Consider the following 20950-nt stretch of genomic DNA (forward strand, 5'->3'; position numbering starts at 1 on the left):
CGATGACATCCACCATATTCATTCCCGAGCTCGGCCATCTGGCCATGATCCTGGCGCTGTGTTTTGCGCTGGTGCAGGCCGTGGTGCCGTTGCTCGGTGCGTGGCGCGGCGATCGTCTGTGGATGGGGCTCGCCCAACCGGCGGCGTGGGGGCAGTTCGCGTTTCTACTGTTCGCCTTCGGTTGCCTGACCTATGCGTTCATGACCGACGATTTCTCCGTGGCTTACGTCGCGATGAACTCCAACAGCGCGCTGCCGTGGTACTACAAGTTCAGCGCGGTGTGGGGCGCCCACGAAGGCTCGTTGCTGCTATGGGCGTTGATCCTCGGCGGCTGGACCTTCGCGGTTTCGGTGTTCTCCCGGCAACTGCCGCAAGTCATGCTCGCCCGCGTGCTGGCGGTGATGGGCATGATCAGCACCGGTTTCCTGCTGTTCCTGATTCTGACCTCGAACCCGTTTTCGCGGATCCTGCCGCAGATCCCGGCCGACGGTCGTGACCTCAATCCGTTGCTGCAGGACATCGGCCTGATCGTGCATCCGCCGATGCTGTACATGGGCTACGTCGGTTTCTCCGTGGCCTTCGCGTTCGCCATCGCCGCACTGCTCGGCGGTCGTCTCGATGCGGCATGGGCACGCTGGTCGCGTCCATGGACCATCGTCGCCTGGGCCTTCCTCGGCATCGGCATCACCCTCGGTTCATGGTGGGCCTACTACGAACTCGGCTGGGGCGGCTGGTGGTTCTGGGACCCGGTGGAAAACGCCTCCTTCATGCCATGGCTGGTGGGCACGGCGCTGATTCACTCGCTGGCGGTCACCGAGAAACGCGGCGTGTTCAAGAGCTGGACGGTGTTGCTGGCAATTGCCGCGTTCTCCCTGAGCCTGCTCGGCACCTTCCTCGTGCGTTCCGGCGTGCTGACCTCGGTGCACGCGTTTGCCTCGGATCCCGAGCGCGGCGTGTTTATCCTGATCTTCCTGCTGTTTGTCGTCGGTGGTTCGCTGACCCTGTTTGCGCTGCGTGCGCCAGTGGTCAAGAGCCAGGTCGGTTTCAATCTGTGGTCGCGAGAAACCCTGCTGCTGGGCAACAACCTGGTGCTGGTGGTGGCCGCGTCGATGATCCTGCTCGGCACCCTGTATCCGCTGATTCTTGATGCGATCAGCGGCGCCAAGCTGTCGGTCGGCCCGCCGTACTTCAACGCGCTGTTCATTCCGTTGATGGCGCTGTTGATGCTGGTGATGGCGGTCGGTGTGATCGTGCGCTGGAAAGACACCCCGGTGAAATGGCTGGCCAGCATGCTCACTCCGGTGCTGCTGGGCAGTGTTGCGCTGGCGGTGGTGGCCGGCGTCGCTTACGGCGATTTCAACTGGGCGGTGATCGCGACATTCCTGCTCGCGGCCTGGGTGTTGCTGGCCGGTGTGCGCGACATCTTCGACAAGACCCGCCACAAAGGACTGATCAAAGGCCTGCCGACCCTGACCCGCAGCTACTGGGGCATGCAGATCGCGCATCTGGGCATCGCCGTCTGCGCGCTGGGCGTGGTGTTGTCGAGCCAGAACAGTGCCGAACGTGACCTGCGCCTGGCGCCGGGCGAGTCGATGGATCTGGCCGGTTATCAGTTCGTGTTCGAGGGTGCCAAGCACTTCGAAGGCCCGAACTTCACCTCCGACAAGGGCACCGTCCGGGTGATCCGCAACGGTCAGGAAGTCAGCGTGCTGCACCCGGAAAAGCGCCTGTACACCGTGCAGAACTCGGTGATGACCGAGGCCGGGATCGACGCCGGTTTCACCCGCGACCTCTACGTCGCCCTGGGCGAACCGCTGGGCGATGGCGCCTGGGCGGTGCGGGTTCACGTCAAACCGTTCGTGCGCTGGATCTGGTTCGGCGGTCTGCTGACCGGTTTCGGTGGTTTGCTGGCGGCGCTGGATCGGCGTTATCGAGTGAAGGTCAAAGCCAAAGTGCGTGAAGCGCTGGGCATGGAAGGAGCCGCTGCATGAGACGTTGGTTGATGCTGGTGCCATTGGCGATTTTCCTGCTGGTGGCCGTATTCCTTTATCGCGGTCTGTATCTGGATCCGGCGGAGCTGCCGTCGGCGATGATCAACAAGCCGTTCCCGGAGTTTTCGCTGCCAGCGGTGCAGGGCGACAAGACCCTGACCAAGGCCGACATTCTCGGCAAACCGGCACTGGTCAACGTCTGGGGCACCTGGTGCATTTCCTGCCGGGTCGAGCACCCGGTGCTGAACAAACTCGCCGAGCGCGGCGTGGTGATCTACGGCATCAACTACAAGGACACCAACGCCGATGCGTTGAAGTGGCTGGCCGAGTTCCACAATCCGTATCAACTGGACATCCGCGACGACGAAGGCTCCCTGGGCCTGAACCTCGGTGTCTATGGCGCGCCGGAAACCTTCTTCATCGACGCCAAGGGCATCATCCGCGACAAGTACGTCGGCGTGATCGACGAGCAGGTCTGGCGGGAAAAACTGGCGGCCAAGTATCAGGCGCTGGTTGATGAGGCCAAGCCATGAAGCGCTTTTTAGCTGCCATGGTGCTGGGATTGAGCCTGGTCGGTGTGGCCCACGCCGCCATCGATACTTACGAGTTCGCCAAAGAAGGCGATCGCGAGCGCTTCCGCGAGCTGACCAAGGAGCTGCGCTGCCCCAAGTGCCAGAACCAGGACATCGCCGATTCCAACGCGCCGATTGCCGCCGACCTGCGCAAAGAAATTTTCCGCATGCTCGGCGAGGGCAAGGACAATCAGCAGATCATCGACTTCATGGTCGATCGCTACGGTGATTTCGTCCGCTACAAACCGGCGCTCAATGCCAAGACCGCGTTGCTCTGGTTCGGCCCGGCCGGCCTGTTGCTGGGTGGGTTCGTGGTGATTGCCGTGATCGTCCGCCGCCGTCGCGGGCAACGCGCCGAGACGCCGCAATCGCTGTCCCCTGAAGAGCGTCAGCGCCTCGACCAACTGTTGGATAAAAACCAAGAATGATTGATTTCTGGCTTGCCGCAGGGCTGTTGCTTCTGGTCGCCCTGAGTTTTCTGTTGATCCCCGTTTTGCGTGAACGTCGCGCCCAGCGTGAAGAGGATCGAACCGCTCTCAACGTCGCCCTGTATCAGGAGCGCGTCGCCGAACTGCAATCGCAGCAGGCCGAAGGCGTCCTCGACGCCGCGCAAATGGACAGCGGTCGTGCCGAAGCAGCCCGTGAGTTGCTGGCCGACACCGAAGGTGTGGCGCCGGCGCGGGTGTCGCGTTTGGGTAAACCACTGCCATTGCTGGCAGCCGTGCTGGTGCCGGTGTTGGGCCTCGGTCTGTACCTGCACTTTGGCGCGAGCGACAAGGTCGAACTGACTCGCGAGTTCGCCCAGGCGCCGCAGTCGATGGAAGAGATGACTCAGCGTCTGGAGCGCGCAGTCGCTGCGCAACCGGATTCGGCTGAAGGCGTGTATTTCCTCGGTCGCACCTACATGGCCCAGGATCGCCCGGCGGACGCGGCGAAGATGTTCGAGCGTGCCGTCAATCTCGCCGGTCGTCAGCCGGAGCTGCTCGGCCAGTGGGCGCAGGCCCAGTACTTCGCCGACAACAAAAAATGGTCGGACAAGGTTCAGGCCCTGACCGATGAAGCGCTGAAAGCCGATCCGAAGGAAGTCACCAGCCTCGGCCTGTTGGGCATCGCCGCGTTCGAAGGCGAGCGTTATCAGGAGGCGATCGACTACTGGAACCGTCTGCTGGCGCAACTGCCGCCGCAGGACAAATCCCGCGAGGCCCTGCAAGGCGGCATCACCCGCGCCACCGAAAAGCTGCAAGCCAGCGGCGGCAAGGTCGCCCAGGCACCGGCGGCGAAAGCGGCGGCGTTGTTGAAAGTGCGTGTGGATCTGGCCAGCGAGCTCAAAGCCAAGGTGCAACCGGGCGACAGCGTGTTCATTTTCGCCCGCGCTACCTCGGGCCCACCGGCACCGCTGGCGGCCAAGCGTCTAACCGTCGCCGATCTGCCGGTGACCGTCGAACTGGGCGATGCCGACGCGATGATGCCGCAATTGAAACTGTCGAACTTCCCCGAAGTCCAACTGGTTGCGCGCATCTCCCGTGCCGGACAGCCGACCGCCGGTGAGTGGGTCGGTCGCAGCGGGCCTCTGGCCAGCAGCACCACCGCGCCGCAGACACTGACCATCGACAGCCCGGACAAATAGCCGGACACAACAGGAACGCACCGCCATGAACGCCATCGCCCGAATCACAGTACTCACACTGGCCCTGGGCTTGAGCGCATGTGCGGTGCAACGACCGGAGCCCACCACACGGCTGCCGCCGATCCCGCCGTCACAACCCAGCCCGACCCCGTCGACCACCCCGACGCCAAGCAAACCGGGCATTCCGGCCAAACCCGCCAAACCGGTCCCGCGCACCTCCGCCAGCTTCGCCCCGCCACCCGGCGGCAACAGCCACTGGGACCAGAAACTGGGCGTGTATGTACTCGACGACCAGACCAACACCTTCTACCGCCAGCGCACCTACTACCGCTGGAACAACGGCTGGAGCCGCTCGATCAGCCCCAGCGGCCCGTGGGAAGAAACCAACATCCACGGCGTACCGGCGGGACTGGGCAAGCAGTTCGGGGAGTAATGGAAAACGGCGATCTTTGGATCGCCGTTTTGCTGTCTGGGGTGATGAGTTTTTAAAGGATCGCGGGATAGCCGCTGAGTGCCTGGACCGATTTAATCAGGCCTTGTCGTTGCAGTAGATCAAGAAAGGGTTCGACGTCCATGGCAGGCATTTTCAGCTGCCGACGCTGCTTTTGGGCCGCAGCAACCACAGCTGCCGGATCAAGCCCCAAGAGGTTGTCGACGAACTCGTCCGGATGCTGCGCCTCGATGCCGAAAGGCTCTAGCGTTTTGCAGGGAAAGTCTTTCTGGTTGAAGGTCACTATCACACTGGCGCCGCAACGGATGGCCGCTGCCAGAACATGACGATCATCGCAGTCAGGCAACGTGAGTCCGGCAATCAGGTCTTCATAGTCATGGACACAGGCGTCGGGTATCGCTTGATCCATCAGGCCGGACGTACGATCCAGCTGTTCCATCGTCAGGTCAGGTCGGTTCTTCAGCAGATTGCGTTTCCATTCGCAGTGAATCTCCTGGGTCCATCGCGCCCGAAATCGTCCCGAGAGCGCAAGCCACATCAGAAAATCTCTCAAGGGGGCGGGGTACAAGACGCATGCGTCATATAAAGCGGTGAAAGAGGAATGCCTCACTCGTATCCTGTCCTTAACGCCTGAGCTTGCTCTGCGAGAAGCGCCATTGCCTGCTCGCTGGCGGTGGTGCGCCGGGTCTTATAGTCCATCAGATCGGCAAAACGCACACGTCGGTGCTTGCCTGTTTTGTGGTAGGACAACTCGCCGCTTTCCAGCAGTTTTATGAGGTGTGGACGTGAGACGTTGAGCAGGTCGGCGGCTTCCTGGGTCGTCAATTCGGCATGCACCGGGACGACCTGCACCGCGTTGCCGGCTGCCAGCTCCGCCAGAATGTCGATCAGCAAGCGCAGGGCCGAGGTGGGCAGTTCGACGCGATGAGCTTCGTTCTGCTCGTCGAAAATCTGGATGTGCTGAGTCTCGAAATGGGTCGCGAGGTATGCCGCCAGGGCACGCTGCCCTTCAATGGCGGCTTTTACTTCGCGTTCTACGGGGAGGCTGATGGAGGGGTGAATAACGGTCGACATGGCGAGTCCGGCTCAGGAAATGAGGAATGCCGGAACGTTATTCGAAATAAGCGAAAATCGCAATAAACGAAACGAGTAGGGGTTTTATGGTTTTTTCGCCAACAACCCCTGCACATATTCAACAAACGCCCGCGCCTTGACACTGGCCAGCCTGCCCGTCGGAAACACCGCCCACAATTCCTGCTTCGGCAAGACCCAGTCGTTAATGACGGTCTTGACCGCTCCGCTGGCCAGTTCCGGCGCGAACATCCATTCCGAGCCAAGCGCCAGGCCCTGATGGGCCAGCACCGCCTCGCGCAAACCTTCGGCAGCGCTCACGCGCAGGCGGCCGTTGACGGTCACCGACTGTTCTTCATCAGCCTTGGTGAAGTGCCAGGTGGCGCCTCCGCCACGGTTGTAGATGACGGCGCGGTGTTGAGCGAGTTCGGCAGGGCAGACGGGCTCACTGTGACTGGCGAAGTAGGCGGGGGTGCCCAGCACGACGCGCCGGCATTCAGCGATCTTGCGGACCGTCAGGCCGGAGTCGCTGAGCGGGCCCAGGCGCAGGGCGATGTCGATGCCTTCTTCCACCAGATTGATGTTCTGGTCGTCGAGCAACAGGTCGACGTTGAGTTGCGGGTGCTGATCGAGGAACGGCCCCAGGTGCGGCACCACATGCATGCGTCCAAAGGTGACGGCGGTGCTGACCCGCAAATTGCCGCTCAGGCCGCCGGCCACGCCACGGGCAGCGTTGTCGGCCTCGTCGGCTTCTTCAAGCGCACGCTTGGCCCGCTCGAAAAACGCCAGCCCGGCTTCGGTCGGCGTCAGGCCACGGGTCGAGCGCAACAGCAGGCGCACGGCGAGGCGGGTTTCGAGCTGGGCAATGGTTTTCGACACGGCAGGCTGACCGACATTCAACCGCCGGGCAGCGGCAGAAAACGAGCCGGTTTCCACGACGTAGACGAAGGTTTCCATGGCGGCGAGGCGGTCCATCGGCGGTCCTGTGCAAGCGTTGTGGCAGGGTATGACGGTTGTGATGATCTCATCACAGCCGTCTCGGATCCTATGCAGTCACCAGAACAGGCTTCTGCGAAGCACTCAAAAACCGCACCAGTGCCAGCAGCGGGAACGCGCTGCCAACAATCACGATCCACAACCAGCCGCCATGCTCGTACACCGCACTGGCCACCGAGGAGCCGAAGGCGCCGCCGACGAAGATGCTGGTCATGTACAGCGCGTTGAGGCGGCCGCGGCTTTTGGCGTCGAGGGAGTAGACCGCGCGCTGGCCGAGCACCATGTTCATCTGCACGCAGAAGTCGAGCACCACGCCGGTCACGGCCAGGCCGATCACGCTGTAGGCCGGGTGGATGAAGGCGGGCAGGAAGCTCAGGCTGGCGAACAGCATAGCCAGCAGCGAGGCGATGCGGGTGTGACCGGCGTCGGCCAGGCGTCCGCTGATCGGCGCGGCGATGGCACCGATGGCGCCGACCAGGGCGAAGATCGCGATTTCACTCTGGGACAAGCCATGGTTACGCGCCAGTTCCAGCGGCACGGCGGTCCAGAACAGGCTGAATGTGGCGAACATGCAGGCCTGGTAAAACGCCCGCTGACGCAGCACCGGTTGTTTGCGCAGCAGCGTCCACAACGAACCCAGCAACTGGCCGTATGAGGCACTGTGATCCGGCTGGCGCTTGGGCACGGTCAACGCCAGCACCACGCTGATCGCCGCCATCAAGGCTGCGGCGATCATGAACATCGCCCGCCAGCCGAGATGGTCGGCGACCACGCTCGACACCGGACGCGCCAGCAGAATCCCCAGCAGCAAACCGCCCATGATCCCGCCGACCACTCGGCCACGGGATTCTTCCGGCGCCAGGTGCGCCGCCAATGGAATCAGCACTTGCACCGACACCGAGCTGAAACCTACCAGCAACGAAATCAGCAGGAACACATTCGGTTGATCGGTAAACGCCGCGCCGAGCAGGCTGGCAATCGCCACCACGGTGGTGATGATCATCAGGCGGCGATTTTCCAGCAGGTCCGCCAGCGGCACCAGGAAGAACAGGCCCAGCGCATAACCGATCTGGGTCAGCGACACGATGAAACTGGCCATGGTGTCGGTCAGGCCGATGTCCGGCGCGATCAGGCCGATGATCGGCTGGGCGTAGTAGATGTTGGCAACGATGGCGCCGCAGCAGAAAGCGAACAGCAGCACCATGCCTCGGGTCATTGCGTGAGTTGTGGCGGTCATAGGGTTTCTCGATCCAGCGAAAAGGAATGCGGTGAGGCTAAGGGACGGGCCGAGCCGGCAGTAGAGGCTTCTGATCGATATCAGTTATTCCGTTGCGGAATAGGTGGCGCCGAACAATCCATTGTTCATCGGCGAACCTTGCGTCCGACCGTTGAGCGTCGATGATACATTCACTTACATCTTGTTCGATAGCGTGCTTATGTTGTGACCGGGTTTCAGCGTTCATCAACGGAGGATTGCGATGTTTCGTCAGTTGCTTCGCCACACCACAACCATTGCCCTGATCAGCCTGCTCGGCGCCACTGCCGCACAGGCCGCCGAAGCGCCCGGCATGCGCATGGGCGTGCGCGGCGAGATCACCGGGGTCAGTTCCGACTCGCTCAAGGTCCACGTCAACACGGGTGAAAACGTGGTGGTCCAGTTGACCCCGGACACCAAGGTCCGCGCGGTCACGCTGGCCAACATCGAAGACATCAAGCCCGGCAGCTACATCGGTTCGGCCGCCATTCCCCAGGAGGATGGCACGCTCAAGGCGCTGGAGGTTCACGTGTTTCCGCCGGAGCTGGCCGGCAGCGGCGATGGTCATCGGCCGTTCGACCTGGCCAAGGGCAGCAGCATGACCAATGGCAGCGTCGGCGATCTGGTGGTGAGCAACGGCCGGGTGCTGACCGTCAACTACAAGGGCGGCCAGCAGAAGATCCTGGTGCCGGAGGACGTGCCGATCGTCAACCTGACGCCGGGCGATCGCAGCCTGCTCAAGGTCGGGGTGAAGATCGTCACCTTCGTGACCCAGAGCGCGGACGGCACGCTGACGGCGCAGTCCATCTCCGCCGGCAAGGATGGCGTGAAGCCGCCCATGTAGCCGGCCACAAAAAAGGCGACCTGTTCAGGTCGCCTTTTTCATTTCAGCTCAAGCCTTACTGGCCCGAGTAGATCTGGTCGAAGATCCCGCCATCGTTGAAGTGGGTCTTCTGCACGGTGCGCCAGTCGCCGAAGGTCTTCTCGACCGACAGGAAGTCGACTTTCGGGAAACGGTCGGTGTACTTGGCCAGTACCGCCGGGTCACGTGGACGCAAGTAGTTGGCGGCCGCGATTTCCTGACCTTGCGGCGACCACAGGAATTTCAGGTATTCCTCGGCAGCGGCGCGGGAGCCTTTCTTCTCGACCACTTTGTCGACCACCGACACTGGCGGCTCGGCTTCGGCGGAGACGCTTGGGTAGATGACTTCGAACTGGTCGCGGCCGAACTCGCGGGCGATCATTTCGGCTTCGTTTTCGAAGGTCACCAGCACGTCACCGATCTGGTTGGTCATGAACGTGGTCGTCGCGGCGCGGCCACCGGTATCCAGCACCGGTGCCTGCTTGAACAGCTTGCCGACGAAGTCTTTCGCCTTGTTCTCGTCACCACCGTTTTTCAGCACGTAGCCCCAGGCCGACAGGTAGGTGTAGCGGCCGTTGCCCGAGGTTTTCGGGTTGGGCACGATCACTTGCACGCCATCCTTGAGCAGGTCCGGCCAGTCTTTCAGGGCTTTCGGGTTGCCTTTGCGCACGATGAACACGGTGGCCGAGGTGAACGGCGCGCTGTTGTTCGGCAGGCGGGTGACCCAGTCCTTCGGCACCAGTTGGCCGTTATCGGCGAGGGCGTTGATGTCGGTGGCCATGTTCATGGTGATGACGTCAGCCGGCAGGCCATCGATCACCGAACGGGCTTGCTTGCTCGAACCGCCGAAAGACATCTGCACGGTGATGTTTTCGTTGTGTTCGGCCTGCCAGTGTTTCTGGAACGCAGTGTTGTAGTCCTTGTAGAAATCGCGCATCACGTCGTAGGACACGTTAAGCAGGGTCGGTGCGGCCTGAGCCACGCTGCCGAAGGCAAGACCAGCGGCGAGAAGTGAGGCGCCAAAGAGTTTTTTCACTGCGCATTCCTTGTTCTGTAGGGGTGTTTTTTTACAAAGATGAGGCCAATTGCCAGCGACTATAGCGGGGCGCGCATAGTCGTTTAAAGATTAAAAAGAACTTTGCTTATTCCATTTTCTTGAACAGCGCATTGCCGCAACGGGAGCAGAACGACGCTTCCTGTTCATGGCTGCTTTTCTTGCACACGGGGCAGTCGTGTTGCCGCTGACCGCCGCGCATGGCGGTGGCCAGTTCAGCGGTGAAAATCCCGGTCGGCACGGCGATGATCGAATAACCGGTGACCATCACCAGCGACGAAATCACCTGTCCCAGTACGGTCCTCGGCACGATGTCGCCGTAACCCACGGTGGTCAGCGTCACGATAGCCCAATAGATGCCTTTGGGAATGCTGGTGAAGCCATGTTCCGGGCCTTCGACCACGTACATCAGGGTGCCGAACACCGTGACCAAGGTGCAGACGCTGAGCAGGAACACGAGGATTTTCTGCTTGCTGCCGCGCAGGGCATCGAGCAGGTAATGCGCCTGTTTCAGGTACGGCCCGAGTTTGAGTACGCGGAAGATCCGCAGCATCCGGATCACCCGGATGATCAGCAGGTACTGGGCATCGCTGTAATACAGCGCGAGGATGCCCGGCACGATCGCCAGCAAGTCCACCAGCCCATAGAAACTGAAGGCGTAGCGCAAAGGCTTGGGCGAGCAGTACAGGCGCAGCAGGTACTCGCCGAGGAAGATGATCGTGAAGCCCCATTCGATGTACGCCAGCACATTGGCGTAGTTCTGGTGGACTTCATCGATGCTGTCGAGGATCACGATCACCAGACTGGCGAGAATGATCAGCAGCAGGGTCTTGTCGAAACGGCGGCCGGCCACCGTATCGGTCTGGAAAATGATCACGTACAGGCGATCACGCCACGTGTTGTTGCCGTTCATGCATATCGCCTTGGCCATCAATCAGCGCAGCCTAGGTTGATTCTCCCCGTTAGCGCAAGGCGTGACGTTGATCTCCGGTTGGCGCATCAGGCGAATGCCGGTACGCAGCAGCCAGCAGGCAAGAATGAACGGTGCCGTGAGGGTCGCCAGACCCAGGGCACTGAACAGCGGCGTCAGCAGCAGCGCCAGGCCGATGCCGAACAGCGGCAGCCAAGGTTGCTGGCGCTGCGCACTGAAGGCGAGGGCGGCGAGGACGGCGTTGTAGCCGCCCAGGCCCAGCAGCGCGACCTGGCTGTCGTGGTGCAACAGACTGGAACCCAGACCGATTACCGAAGCCAGCAGCGCCCAGGCAAAGGCCCGTCGATCGGCGATCAGCAAACCGGCAGCGATCAATCCACCAGCCAACGGATGGTCGAGGAACATCACCTGACCGAAGCCTTTCAGGGCGGCACCGAGCAGGTTTACGGTATTCAGTTCAAGCGCCGGAGCTGGCGTCGAAGGCTCGGCGAAACACAGGAACACCCAGCTCAGCAGCACGAATGGTGCGGTGTAGGCCGGCAGGTACTCGGTGAGGCGTGCGCGCTTGAGCCACTGCTGCGTGATCATCGCGCTCAGCCCCCCGGCCGCCAGAATCAGCGGCGGCAGCATCGGCGACCAAGGGAAATACAGGCTCAGCAACAGGCCGACCAGCACGCCGTTGTAGCTGAACAGTCCGGCCTGGCGATCCGCCTTGGCGTAGTTGCGCCGTTGCGCGGTGAGCAATCCGGCGACCGCGCCGAGCAGCGCGCCGGCGAACAGCACCGGCGCGGTGAATAAAATGGCCAGAAGGCACAGGAGTCCACACAGCGGATGACGCTGGAGGAAGATTTGACTGAAGCCGTTGAGCAAAGCCTCGGCCCAGTCAGGGCAGTGGGTGTTGAAATGATTGGCAGGCATGGCAGGTCATTCGGTACTGATCGTTCCCACGCTCTGCGTGGGAATGCCTCAAAGGACGCTCTGCGTCTGCTCTTGGGACGCAGAGCGTCCCGGGCCGCATTCCCACGCGGAGCGTGGGAACGATCTTGGTCAGTGGTTAAATCAATGTTTCGATCCGCAGCGAATTAGTCGACCCCGGCTGGCCAAACGGCACACCCGCAGTGATCAGCAACGTATCGCCGCGCTCGGCCATTCCTTGAGCCTGAGCGATTTCCAGCGCGGTCGAGCACACCTCATCCACCTGACGCAGCCGATCATTGACCACCGAATGAATGCCCCACGCCACGCTGAGACGGCGGGCGGTCTGCAGGTTCGGCGTCAGGTTGAGGATCGGCGCTTTTGGCCGTTCCCGTGCTGCACGCAGACTCGATGCGCCGGACTCGCTGTAATTGACCAGCACCGCCACCGGCAGCACGTTGCTGATCCGGCGGATCGCGCAGCTGATCGCATCGGACACGGTCGCTTCGGCTTTCGGCCGGCTGACGTCGAGTTGGGTCTGGTAGTCCGGACCGTTCTCCACCTGGCGGATGATCTTGCTCATCATCTGCACGGCTTCCAGCGGGTACTCGCCGGACGCGGTTTCTGCCGACAGCATCACCGCATCGGCGCCTTCGGCCACGGCGTTGGCAACGTCGGTGACTTCGGCGCGGGTCGGCGCCGGGGAGAAGCGCATCGACTCGAGCATCTGCGTCGCCACCACCACCGGTTTGCCGAGCTGGCGGCAAGTGGTGATGATGTTTTTCTGGATCTGCGGCACGCTTTCGGCCGGCACTTCCACGCCCAGGTCGCCGCGGGCAACCATGATCGCGTCGCTCAGTTCGGCGATCTCGCGCAGTTGCTCGACGGCCGATGGCTTCTCGATTTTCGCCATCAGGAACGCCTTGTCGCCGATCAGCGCGCGGGCCTCGACGATGTCTTGCGGACGCTGCACGAACGACAGTGCGACCCAGTCCACACCCAGCTCCAGACCGAAGCTCAGGTCGCGACGATCCTTGGTGGTCAGCGGGCTCAGGTCGAGTACCGCTTGCGGCACGTTCACGCCTTTGCGATCCGACAGTTCGCCGCCATTGAGCACGGTGGTGTCGATCGCGTCGGTGTATTTGGTCACGACCCGCAGGCGCAGTTTGCCGTCATCCAGCAGCAGATCCATCCCGGCTTCCAGCGCGGCGATGATCTCCGGATGCGGCAGATTCACCCGGCGTTCGTCGCCCGGTGTTGCGTCCAGATCGAGGCGGAAGGCCTGACCGCGATGCAACTGAACCTTGCCGTCAGCGAACTTGCCGACCCGCAGTTTCGGCCCTTGCAGGTCCATCAGGATCCCGAGCGGGTAGTTGAGCTGGCGCTCGACTTCGCGGATCCACTGATAGCGCTTGGCGTGGTCGGCGTGATCGCCGTGGCTGAAGTTGAGGCGGAAGATATTGACCCCGGCCTCGACCAGCTCGCGGATGTCTTCGATGCCGTCGACGGCAGGCCCGAGGGTGGCGAGGATTTTGACCTTTTTATCAGGCGTCATGATTTAGAGCTCTCGAGGATCAGGATGGCGCGGAAGTCGTTGACGTTGGTGCGGGTCGGCTCGGTGACGATCAGCGCATCGAGCGCCTCGAAGTAGCCGTAACCGTTGTTGTTATCCAGCTCGTCGCTGGCGCTCAGACCCAGGGCGGCGGCGCGGGCGTAGCTGTCCGGGGTCATGATTGCGCCGGCGTTGTCTTCCGAGCCGTCGATGCCGTCGGTGTCACCGGCCAGCGCGTAGACGCCGGGCTGGCCCTTGAGGCTGTCGGTGAGGCTGAGGAGGAATTCGGCGTTGCGTCCGCCACGGCCATTGCCGCGCACGGTCACCGTGGTTTCGCCGCCGGAGAGAATCACGCACGGCGCCGCCAGCGGCTGGCCGTGATGAATGATCTGGCGCGCGATGCCGGCGTGGACTTTCGCCACTTCGCGGGATTCGCCTTCCAGGTCGCCGAGGATCAGCGTGCTGAAACCGGCCTGACGACATTTCACTGCCGCGGCATCCAGCGATTGCTGAGGGCGGGCGATCAACTGGAAGTGACTGCGGGCCAGGCTCGGATCACCGGGTTTGACGGTTTCCGATTCCGGGCTTTGCAGCCAGGTGCGCACGGAGGCCGGAATCTCGATGCCGTAGCGCTTGATGATGGCCAGCGCTTCGGCGCTGGTGCTCGGGTCGGCCACGGTCGGGCCGGAGGCGATGACCGTGGCGAGGTCGCCCGGTACATCGGAAATCGCATAGGTATAAACAGTCGCCGGCCAGCAGGCCTTGCCCAGGCGTCCGCCCTTGATCGCCGAGAGGTGCTTGCGCACGCAGTTCATCTCGCCGATGGTCGCGCCGGATTTGAGCAGGGCTTTGTTGATCGATTGTTTGTCGGCCAGGGTGATGCCTTCGGCCGGCAGCGCCAGCAGGGCAGAGCCGCCGCCGGACAACAGGAAGATCACGCGGTCGTCTTCGGTCAGGTTGCTGACCAGTTCCAGCACGCGTTTGGCCACGGCCAGACCGGCAGCGTCCGGCACCGGGTGCGCGGCTTCGACCACTTCGATTTTTTCGCACGGGGCGCCGTGACCGTAGCGGGTCACCACAAGGCCCGAGACTTCACCTTCCCAGCAGCGCTCGACCACTTGCGCCATGGCAGCGGCAGCCTTGCCGGCGCCGATGACGATCACGCGACCGCTGCGATCGGCAGGCAGATGAGCTTCGAGGACCTGGTTCGGATGGGCCGCGTCGATGGCTGTGGCAAACAGCTCGCGCAGCAGTTGTTGCGGATCGACCGACATGGCGGGCTCCCAATCTTATTGTTCTTGGTTAGTGCAGGTGATCGTTCCCACGCTCTGCGTGGGAATGCCTCAATGGACGCTCTGCGTCCGCTTCGGCAGGGACGCGGAGCGTCCCGGGCTGCATTCCCACGCAGAGCGTGGGAACGAGCGACGGGGCAGGGCTTACTTCTTGTCGCGAATCGAGAAGTTGGCCATGTGTTCCAGGCCCTTGATCAGCGCCGAGTGGTCCCAGTTACTGCCACCGATGGCCGCGCAGGTGCTGAACACTTGCTGGGCGTTGGCGGTGTTCGGCAGGTTGATGTTCAGCTCCTTGGCGCCTTGCAGGGCCAGGTTCAGGTCCTTCTGGTGCAGGCTGATGCGGAAGCCCGGATCGAAGGTGCCCTTGATCATGCGGTCGCCGTGCACTTCGAGGATCTTCGAGGAGGCGAAACCGCCCATCAGCGCTTCACGCACCTTGGCTGGATCGGCACCGTTTTTCGAAGCGAACAGCAGGGCTTCGGCCACGGCCTGAATGTTCAGGGCAACGATGATCTGGTTCGCCACCTTGGCGGTCTGACCGTCGCCATTGCCGCCGACCAGGGTGATGTTCTTGCCCATGGCCTGGAACAGCGGCAGTGCGCGTTCGAAGGCATCGGCATCGCCACCGACCATGATGCTCAGGGTCGCGGCCTTGGCACCGACTTCACCACCGGACACCGGAGCGTCGAGGTATTGCGCGCCTTTCTCGTTGATCTTCGCCGCGAAAGCCTTGGTGGCAGTGGGCGAGATCGAGCTCATGTCGATCACGACCTTGCCTTTGCCGATGCCGGCCGCAACGCCGTCGGCACGGAACAGCACGTCATCGACCTGCGGGGTATCCGGCACCATGACGATGATGAATTCAGCTTCCTGGGCCACTTCGCGTGGGTTGGCCAGAGCGACGGCGCCAGCGGCGACCAGGTCGGCAGGGGCGGCGTCGTGGTGCGCCGACAGGAACAGGCTGTGACCGGCTTTCTGCAGGTTCGCCGCCATTGGGTGGCCCATGATGCCGGTGCCGATGAATCCGATTTTAGCCATGAGAAAATCCTCTTGTTTTTGTCTTGCTCAAGCAAATAGGGGGCAGCTCATTGTGGGAGTGAGCTTGCTCACGAATGCGGTGGAACATTCAATATCCGTGTTGACTGAACCACCGCATTCGGGAGCAGGCTCGCTCCCACAGGGTTTTGCATTGTTCTTAAATCGCGTTGTGGGTCTTCAGCCAGCCGAGGCCTGCTTCAGTGGTGGTCAGCGGTTTGTACTCGCAGCCGACCCAGCCCTGATAACCGATGCGATCAAGGTGTTCGAACAGGAAGCGGTAGTTGATCTCGCCAGTGCCCGGCTCGTTGCGGCCCGGGTTGTCGGCCAGCTGCACATGGTTGATCTCGGCCAGGTGCGATTGCAGGGTGCGGGCCAGATCGCCTTCCATGATTTGCATGTGATAGATGTCGTATTGCAGGAACAGATTGGCGCTGCCGACCTGCTCGCGAATCGACAGGGCCTGCGCCGTGTTGTTCAGGTAGAAGCCCGGGATGTCGCGGGTGTTGATCGCTTCCATCACCAGTTTGATACCGACGGCTTGCAACTTGTCGGCGGCGTACTTGAGGTTGGCGACGAAGGTCTTTTCAACGGTGGCATCGTCCACGCCCTGCGGACGGATACCGGCCAGGCAGTTGACCTGGGTGTTGCCCAGAACCTGCGCGTAAGCGATGGCCAGATCGACCCCGGCACGGAACTCTTCGACCCGGTCCGGCAGGCACGCGATACCGCGCTCGCCCTTGGCCCAGTCACCGGCCGGCAGGTTGAACAGCACTTGGGTCAGACCGTTGGCGTCGAGTTTGGCCTTGATTTCGGCAGAGCTGAAATCGTACGGGAACAGGTACTCTACACCGCTGAAGCCAGCCTTGGCGGCGGCGTCGAAACGGGCAAGGAAATCCTGTTCGGTGAACAGCATGGACAGGTTGGCTGCGAAACGCGGCATGGTGGTCTCCCGTTCTAGATTCTCGTTCCCACGCTCTGCGTGGGAATGCCTCTATGGACGCTCTGCGTCCGCTTTGGGACGCAGAGCGTCCCCGGCTGCGTTCCCACGCAGAGCGTGGGAACGATCAAGCAATAGCAATCAATCGAGCAACGAAATCGCGGTAGGCGCATCGTTGCCGACCAGCGCCAGGTCTTCGAATTCGTTGACGGCGTTGATCTCGGTCCCCATGGAGATGTTGGTCACACGCTCCAGAATGATCTCGACGATCACCGGCACCTTGAACTCTTCGATCAGCTGTTCGGCCTTGCGCAGGGCAGGGGCGATGTCAGCCGGTTCGAACACACGCAGTGCCTTGCAGCCCAGGCCTTCGGCGACTGCGACGTGGTCGACACCATAACCGTTGAGTTCCGGCGCGTTCAGGTTATCGAAGGACAGCTGCACGCAGTAGTCCATATCGAACCCGCGCTGGGCCTGACGGATCAGCCCCAGGTACGAGTTGTTCACCACGACGTGGATGTACGGCAGTTTGAACTGAGCGCCGACCGCCAGTTCTTCGATCATGAACTGGAAGTCATAGTCCCCCGACAGGGCCACGACTTTACGGTTCGGATCGGCCTTCACCACGCCCAGCGCTGCCGGAATGGTCCAGCCCAACGGGCCGGCCTGGCCGCAGTTGATCCAGTGACGCGGCTTGTAGACGTGCAGGAACTGCGCGCCGGCAATCTGCGACAGACCGATGGTGCTGACGTAGCAGGTGTCCTTGCCGAACACCTGGTTCATTTCTTCGTAAACGCGCTGCGGCTTGACCGGCACGTTGTCGAAGTGGGTCTTGCGATGCAGGCTGGCTTTGCGCTGCTGGCAGTCTTGCAGCCAGGCAGAGCGGTTTTTCAGCTTGCCGGCGGCTTGCCATTCACGGGCGACTTCGATGAACACGGTCAGCGCGGCTGCGGCGTCGGAAACGATGCCCAGGTCCGGGGTGAACACGCGGCCGATCTGGGTCGGTTCGATGTCGACGTGAATGAACTTGCGGCCTTCGGTGTAAACGTCGACCGAGCCGGTGTGACGGTTGGCCCAGCGGTTGCCGACGCCCAGTACCACGTCGGATTTCAGCATCGTGGCGTTGCCGTAACGGTGCGAAGTCTGCAGACCGACCATGCCGACCATCAACGGGTGATCGTCAGGAATGGTGCCCCAGCCCATCAGGGTCGGGATAACCGGAATGCCGGTCAGCTCGGCGAATTCAACCAGCAGCTCGCTGGCGTCGGCGTTGATGATGCCGCCGCCGGCCACCAGCAATGGACGCTCGGCCTGATCGAGCAGGGCCAGCGCTTTTTCAACTTGCACGCGGGTAGCGGTCGGCTTGGCCAGCGGCAGTGGCTGGTAAGCGTCGATGTCGAATTCGATTTCAGCCATCTGCACGTCGAACGGCAGGTCGATCAGCACCGGGCCTGGACGGCCGGAGCGCATTTCGTAGAAGGCTTTCTGGAAGGCGTAAGGCACCTGGCCCGGCTCCAGAACGGTGGTCGCCCACTTGGTCACCGGCTTGACGATGCTGGTGATGTCGACGGCCTGGAAGTCTTCCTTGTGCATACGGGCGCGGGGTGCTTGCCCGGTGATGCAGAGGATCGGGATCGAGTCCGCGGAGGCGCTGTACAGACCGGTGACCATGTCGGTACCGGCCGGGCCGGAAGTACCGATGCACACGCCGATGTTGCCGGCCTTGGTGCGGGTGTAGCCCTCGGCCATGTGCGAGGCGCCTTCAACGTGGCGAGCGAGGACGTGATCGATGCCACCGACTTTCTGCAGGGCGGAGTACAGCGGGTTGATTGCAGCGCCTGGAATGCCAAAAGCGGTATCAACCCCTTCACGGCGCATCACCAGAACGGCGGCTTCGATTGCTCTCATTTTGCTCATGGTTTTGTGCCTCTTTACGTTTTGTAATTGTATACAAGTGGCTTTGCGCAGAGTGTATTCACGGCGGACGGCGCAGGTCAATCCATTTTCTCAAGCGCCTGTTTCATTCGTCGGAAGCCTGTTCTGCTGTGGCTTTTCGTCGCATGGGGCGCTTTTCGAGAATTATTGTATACAAAAAAATTATTCATTGTGTTCTATTTGTTGCATCGGGCTGCGGCAGAAAAGCGCAGCCCAACGACTTTCCCAATAACAAAATGAGGACGGCACCATGAGCGCTTTAACCTTGAAAGTCGCAGTCAAGCTGGTCAACGAAGCCATCAGCGCAGGGCGGGCCATCTCCGCTGCGCCGCTGACCATCGCGGTACTGGATACCGGCGGCCATCTGGTCACCCTGCAACGCGAAGACGGCGCCAGCCTGCTGCGCCCGAACATCGCCATCGGCAAAGCCTGGGGCGCCATCGCGCTTGGCAAAGGCTCACGCCTGCTGGCGCTGGACGCGCAACAACGCCCGGCGTTCATCGCCGCACTTAACAGCATGGGGCAGGGCAGCGTCGTGCCGGCACCGGGTGGTGTGTTGATTCGTGATCAGGCGGGGAACGTGCTGGGCGCGATCGGCATCAGCGGCGATCTGTCGGACATCGATGAGCAGGTGGCAATCAAGGCCGTAGAGGCCCTGGACCTGCGGGCGGATGCGGGGGTAGCGGCCTGAGTGGCTAAAACCGAATAGTCGCTGAAACGTACAAGCCCGCCCTCACAGGATGATGTGAGGGCGGGCTTGTTTGTGTCTGGAGGTGCGGACTTCAGTCCGGCTCGCAGCCCTTGAGCACCAACCGGATGATGGTTTGTGCTGCTGCTTCATAGTCGGCTTCGTCGAGCTTGTCCTTGCCGGTGACGGCGGAGATCTGCCAGTCGAAGTCGGCGTAGGTCTGGGTCGCGGCCCAGATGCTGAACATCAGGTGGTTGGGGTCGATCGGGGCGATCTGGCCGCGGTCGATCCAGGTCTGGATGCAGTCGATGTTGTGCTTGGCCTGGCCGTTGAGCTGCTCGACCAGGTCGGCGCTCAGGTGCGGGGCGCCGTGCATGATTTCGCTGGCGAACACCTTGGAGGCGAAGGGCAGGTCGCGGGAGATGCGGATCTTCGAGCGGATGTAACCGCTCAGCACTTCGCTCGGTACGCCGTCCGGGTTGAACGGAGTCGAGGCCTGCAGGATCGGCACGATGATACTTTCCAGCACCTCGCGGTAGAGGTTTTCCTTGGACTTGAAGTAGTAATAGACGTTGGGCTTGGGCAGTCCTGCCTTGGCGGCGATGTCGCTGGTTTTGGTGGCAGCGAAGCCCTTGTCGGCAAACTCTTCACTGGCTGCACGCAGGATCAGTTCTTTGTTGCGCTCGCGGATTGTGCTCATAAACCCGGTGGTTCCTTGCCTGTTCTGGCGGTTGCGCATGGTAGCACCGGCCTCGCGCGGCGCTCAACAATGCCCCGTGTGGCCTGCAGTCGCGGTATGCTGCGCGGCATTATTCACATAAGGAAACAAGATTCATGGCAGGAAGCAGTTTGCTGGTGCTGATCGACGACATCGCTACCGTTCTGGACGACGTTGCGTTGATGACCAAAATGGCTGCCAAGAAGACCGCCGGTGTGCTCGGCGACGACTTGGCGCTCAATGCCCAGCAGGTCTCCGGCGTACGTGCGGAGCGGGAAATTCCCGTCGTTTGGGCGGTGGCCAAGGGTTCTTTCGTCAACAAATTGATCCTGGTGCCGTCGGCGCTGGCGATCAGTGCGTTCGTGCCGTGGCTGGTGACGCCGCTGTTGATGGTCGGTGGCGCCTACCTGTGTTTCGAAGGTTTCGAAAAACTCGCGCACAAGTTCCTGCACAGCAAGGCCGAAGACGAAGCCGAGCACGCCCAGTTGGTTGAAGCCGTGGCTGATCCGGCAACCGATCTGGTGGCGTACGAGAAGGACAAGATCAAAGGCGCAATCCGCACTGACTTCATCCTCTCGGCGGAAATCATCGCCATCACCCTCGGCACCGTGGCCGATGCTTCGCTGACCCAGCAAGTGATCGTGATGTCGGGCATCGCCATTGTCATGACCGTGGGCGTTTACGGTCTGGTGGCGGGTATCGTCAAACTCGATGACCTCGGCCTGTGGCTGACCCAGAAGCCCGGGCAGATGGCCAAAAGCATCGGCAACGGCATCTTGCGCGCTGCGCCGTACATGATGAAAAGTCTGTCGGTAATCGGCACCGCAGCGATGTTCCTGGTCGGTGGCGGCATCCTGACCCACGGCGTACCGGTGGTGCATCACTGGATCGAAAGCGTCGGCGCAGCGGCCGGTGGCGCCGGGTTTGTGGTGCCGATGCTGTTGAACGGCGTGGCGGGGATCATCGCGGGTGCGGTGGTGCTGGCGGGCGTGTCCGTGATCGGCAAAGTCTGGAAAGCCCTGAAAGGCTAAATCCTGAAGCAAACAAAAAGGCCATTCGACTCGC

Annotated in this window: 21 protein-coding genes; 8 read left to right on the forward strand and 13 right to left on the reverse strand. The window is 62.0% G+C overall.

Features of this window, described 5'->3' with window-relative positions; all coding sequences use genetic code 11:
- Positions 1-2: 2 nt before the first annotated feature.
- Genes PMI24_RS25585 through PMI24_RS25605 form a run of 5 tightly spaced genes read left to right on the forward strand, consistent with a single transcriptional unit; the run spans position 3 to position 4623 of the window.
- Complete coding sequence (locus PMI24_RS25585) at positions 3-1991, forward strand: heme lyase CcmF/NrfE family subunit (protein WP_007959244.1); 1989 nt, start codon at positions 3-5, stop codon at positions 1989-1991.
- Positions 1988-2524: a DsbE family thiol:disulfide interchange protein gene (locus tag PMI24_RS25590; protein ID WP_007959246.1), complete on the forward strand. Its 537-nt coding sequence runs from the start codon at positions 1988-1990 to the stop codon at positions 2522-2524. The genes PMI24_RS25585 and PMI24_RS25590 overlap by 4 nt, the downstream gene beginning before the upstream one ends.
- Positions 2521-2991, forward strand: a complete 471-nt coding sequence (locus PMI24_RS25595; protein WP_007959248.1) for a cytochrome c-type biogenesis protein — start codon at positions 2521-2523, stop codon at positions 2989-2991. The genes PMI24_RS25590 and PMI24_RS25595 overlap by 4 nt, the downstream gene beginning before the upstream one ends.
- Positions 2988-4190: a c-type cytochrome biogenesis protein CcmI gene (gene ccmI, locus PMI24_RS25600; RefSeq protein ID WP_007959249.1), complete on the forward strand. Its 1203-nt coding sequence runs from the start codon at positions 2988-2990 to the stop codon at positions 4188-4190. The genes PMI24_RS25595 and ccmI overlap by 4 nt, the downstream gene beginning before the upstream one ends.
- Positions 4191-4215: 25 nt before the next feature.
- A complete protein-coding gene (locus PMI24_RS25605; protein WP_007959250.1) occupies positions 4216-4623 on the forward strand; it encodes a hypothetical protein in 408 nt (135 codons plus the stop codon).
- Positions 4624-4675: 52 nt separating this feature from the next.
- Here PMI24_RS25605 and PMI24_RS25610 read toward each other — a convergent pair whose 3' ends face one another.
- The 4 genes from PMI24_RS25610 to PMI24_RS25625 all read right to left on the reverse strand — a co-directional run bounded on the left by PMI24_RS25610 (position 4676) and on the right by PMI24_RS25625 (position 7945).
- Positions 4676-5251 (reverse strand): PIN domain-containing protein, encoded by a 576-nt coding sequence (locus tag PMI24_RS25610; protein WP_045121896.1) that lies wholly within the window; start codon positions 5249-5251, stop codon positions 4676-4678.
- Positions 5248-5715: a helix-turn-helix domain-containing protein gene (locus PMI24_RS25615; protein WP_007959254.1), complete on the reverse strand. Its 468-nt coding sequence runs from the start codon at positions 5713-5715 to the stop codon at positions 5248-5250. Before PMI24_RS25615 ends, PMI24_RS25610 begins: the two co-directional genes overlap by 4 nt.
- 84 nt (positions 5716-5799) lie before the next feature.
- On the reverse strand, positions 5800-6687 hold the full coding sequence (locus PMI24_RS25620) for a LysR family transcriptional regulator (RefSeq protein ID WP_007959256.1): 888 nt from the start codon (positions 6685-6687) through the stop codon (positions 5800-5802).
- A 70-nt stretch (positions 6688-6757) separates the two neighbouring features.
- Complete coding sequence (locus tag PMI24_RS25625) at positions 6758-7945, reverse strand: MFS transporter (RefSeq protein WP_007959258.1); 1188 nt, start codon at positions 7943-7945, stop codon at positions 6758-6760.
- 241 nt (positions 7946-8186) lie between these two features.
- Between PMI24_RS25625 and PMI24_RS25630 the strand changes: the two genes are divergently transcribed.
- Positions 8187-8807 carry a DUF5666 domain-containing protein gene (locus tag PMI24_RS25630; RefSeq protein WP_007959260.1) on the forward strand — a complete coding sequence of 207 codons (621 nt, stop codon included), beginning with the start codon at positions 8187-8189 and terminating at the stop codon, positions 8805-8807.
- A 55-nt stretch (positions 8808-8862) separates the two neighbouring features.
- On the opposite strand, the gene PMI24_RS25635 is transcribed toward PMI24_RS25630, so the two are convergent.
- The 8 genes from PMI24_RS25635 to gcl form a co-directional block, all read right to left on the reverse strand.
- The gene (locus PMI24_RS25635) at positions 8863-9861 is read right to left on the reverse strand and encodes a sulfate ABC transporter substrate-binding protein (protein WP_007959271.1); all 999 of its coding nucleotides are present in this window, start codon (positions 9859-9861) and stop codon (positions 8863-8865) included.
- A gap of 106 nt (positions 9862-9967) precedes the next feature.
- Complete coding sequence (locus PMI24_RS25640) at positions 9968-10792, reverse strand: ion transporter (protein WP_045121897.1); 825 nt, start codon at positions 10790-10792, stop codon at positions 9968-9970.
- Positions 10793-10813: 21 nt separating this feature from the next.
- Positions 10814-11728: an urea transporter gene (locus PMI24_RS25645; RefSeq protein WP_007959273.1), complete on the reverse strand. Its 915-nt coding sequence runs from the start codon at positions 11726-11728 to the stop codon at positions 10814-10816.
- A 136-nt stretch (positions 11729-11864) separates the two neighbouring features.
- The gene (gene pyk / locus PMI24_RS25650) at positions 11865-13280 is read right to left on the reverse strand and encodes a pyruvate kinase (protein WP_007959279.1); all 1416 of its coding nucleotides are present in this window, start codon (positions 13278-13280) and stop codon (positions 11865-11867) included.
- Positions 13277-14551, reverse strand: a complete 1275-nt coding sequence (locus PMI24_RS25655; RefSeq protein ID WP_007959282.1) for a glycerate kinase type-2 family protein — start codon at positions 14549-14551, stop codon at positions 13277-13279. Before PMI24_RS25655 ends, pyk begins: the two co-directional genes overlap by 4 nt.
- Positions 14552-14713: 162 nt before the next feature.
- Positions 14714-15607, reverse strand: coding sequence for a 2-hydroxy-3-oxopropionate reductase (locus PMI24_RS25660; protein WP_007959284.1), 894 nt, complete (start codon positions 15605-15607; stop codon positions 14714-14716).
- Positions 15608-15764: 157 nt separating this feature from the next.
- Entirely contained in the window at positions 15765-16547 is a 783-nt protein-coding gene (gene hyi / locus PMI24_RS25665; protein WP_007959286.1) for a hydroxypyruvate isomerase, read from the reverse strand.
- A 138-nt stretch (positions 16548-16685) separates the two neighbouring features.
- Positions 16686-18461 (reverse strand): glyoxylate carboligase, encoded by a 1776-nt coding sequence (gene gcl, locus PMI24_RS25670; protein WP_007959288.1) that lies wholly within the window; start codon positions 18459-18461, stop codon positions 16686-16688.
- A gap of 268 nt (positions 18462-18729) precedes the next feature.
- Here gcl and PMI24_RS25675 point away from each other — a divergent pair, with 268 nt between their 5' ends.
- The gene (locus PMI24_RS25675) at positions 18730-19170 is read left to right on the forward strand and encodes a GlcG/HbpS family heme-binding protein (RefSeq protein ID WP_007959289.1); all 441 of its coding nucleotides are present in this window, start codon (positions 18730-18732) and stop codon (positions 19168-19170) included.
- Positions 19171-19261: 91 nt separating this feature from the next.
- On the opposite strand, the gene PMI24_RS25680 is transcribed toward PMI24_RS25675, so the two are convergent.
- Positions 19262-19867 carry a TetR/AcrR family transcriptional regulator gene (locus tag PMI24_RS25680; RefSeq protein ID WP_007959290.1) on the reverse strand — a complete coding sequence of 202 codons (606 nt, stop codon included), beginning with the start codon at positions 19865-19867 and terminating at the stop codon, positions 19262-19264.
- 134 nt (positions 19868-20001) lie between these two features.
- Here PMI24_RS25680 and PMI24_RS25685 point away from each other — a divergent pair, with 134 nt between their 5' ends.
- Complete coding sequence (locus tag PMI24_RS25685; protein WP_007959291.1) at positions 20002-20916, forward strand: DUF808 domain-containing protein; 915 nt, start codon at positions 20002-20004, stop codon at positions 20914-20916.
- The last annotated feature ends 34 nt before the right edge of the window (positions 20917-20950 follow it).

This window comes from Pseudomonas sp. GM25 (assembly GCF_000282255.1).
Taxonomy (GTDB): Bacteria; Pseudomonadota; Gammaproteobacteria; order Pseudomonadales; family Pseudomonadaceae; genus Aquipseudomonas; species Aquipseudomonas aphyarum.

Excerpts from the sequence above, each read along its gene's own strand:
- PMI24_RS25585 (WP_007959244.1), top strand. The coding sequence starts at position 3 with ATGACATCCACCATATTCATTCCCGAGCTCGGCCATCTGGCCATGATC.
- PMI24_RS25590 (WP_007959246.1), top strand. The coding sequence starts at position 1,988 with ATGAGACGTTGGTTGATGCTGGTGCCATTGGCGATTTTCCTGCTGGTG.
- PMI24_RS25595 (WP_007959248.1), top strand. The coding sequence starts at position 2,521 with ATGAAGCGCTTTTTAGCTGCCATGGTGCTGGGATTGAGCCTGGTCGGT.
- ccmI (WP_007959249.1), top strand. The coding sequence starts at position 2,988 with ATGATTGATTTCTGGCTTGCCGCAGGGCTGTTGCTTCTGGTCGCCCTG.
- PMI24_RS25605 (WP_007959250.1), top strand. The coding sequence starts at position 4,216 with ATGAACGCCATCGCCCGAATCACAGTACTCACACTGGCCCTGGGCTTG.
- PMI24_RS25615 (WP_007959254.1), bottom strand. The coding sequence starts at position 5,715 with ATGTCGACCGTTATTCACCCCTCCATCAGCCTCCCCGTAGAACGCGAA.
- PMI24_RS25620 (WP_007959256.1), bottom strand. The coding sequence starts at position 6,687 with ATGGACCGCCTCGCCGCCATGGAAACCTTCGTCTACGTCGTGGAAACC.
- PMI24_RS25625 (WP_007959258.1), bottom strand. The coding sequence starts at position 7,945 with ATGACCGCCACAACTCACGCAATGACCCGAGGCATGGTGCTGCTGTTC.
- PMI24_RS25630 (WP_007959260.1), top strand. The coding sequence starts at position 8,187 with ATGTTTCGTCAGTTGCTTCGCCACACCACAACCATTGCCCTGATCAGC.
- PMI24_RS25640 (WP_045121897.1), bottom strand. The coding sequence starts at position 10,792 with ATGAACGGCAACAACACGTGGCGTGATCGCCTGTACGTGATCATTTTC.
- PMI24_RS25645 (WP_007959273.1), bottom strand. The coding sequence starts at position 11,728 with ATGCCTGCCAATCATTTCAACACCCACTGCCCTGACTGGGCCGAGGCT.
- pyk (WP_007959279.1), bottom strand. The coding sequence starts at position 13,280 with ATGACGCCTGATAAAAAGGTCAAAATCCTCGCCACCCTCGGGCCTGCC.
- PMI24_RS25655 (WP_007959282.1), bottom strand. The coding sequence starts at position 14,551 with ATGTCGGTCGATCCGCAACAACTGCTGCGCGAGCTGTTTGCCACAGCC.
- PMI24_RS25660 (WP_007959284.1), bottom strand. The coding sequence starts at position 15,607 with ATGGCTAAAATCGGATTCATCGGCACCGGCATCATGGGCCACCCAATG.
- hyi (WP_007959286.1), bottom strand. The coding sequence starts at position 16,547 with ATGCCGCGTTTCGCAGCCAACCTGTCCATGCTGTTCACCGAACAGGAT.
- gcl (WP_007959288.1), bottom strand. The coding sequence starts at position 18,461 with ATGAGCAAAATGAGAGCAATCGAAGCCGCCGTTCTGGTGATGCGCCGT.
- PMI24_RS25675 (WP_007959289.1), top strand. The coding sequence starts at position 18,730 with ATGAGCGCTTTAACCTTGAAAGTCGCAGTCAAGCTGGTCAACGAAGCC.
- PMI24_RS25680 (WP_007959290.1), bottom strand. The coding sequence starts at position 19,867 with ATGAGCACAATCCGCGAGCGCAACAAAGAACTGATCCTGCGTGCAGCC.
- PMI24_RS25685 (WP_007959291.1), top strand. The coding sequence starts at position 20,002 with ATGGCAGGAAGCAGTTTGCTGGTGCTGATCGACGACATCGCTACCGTT.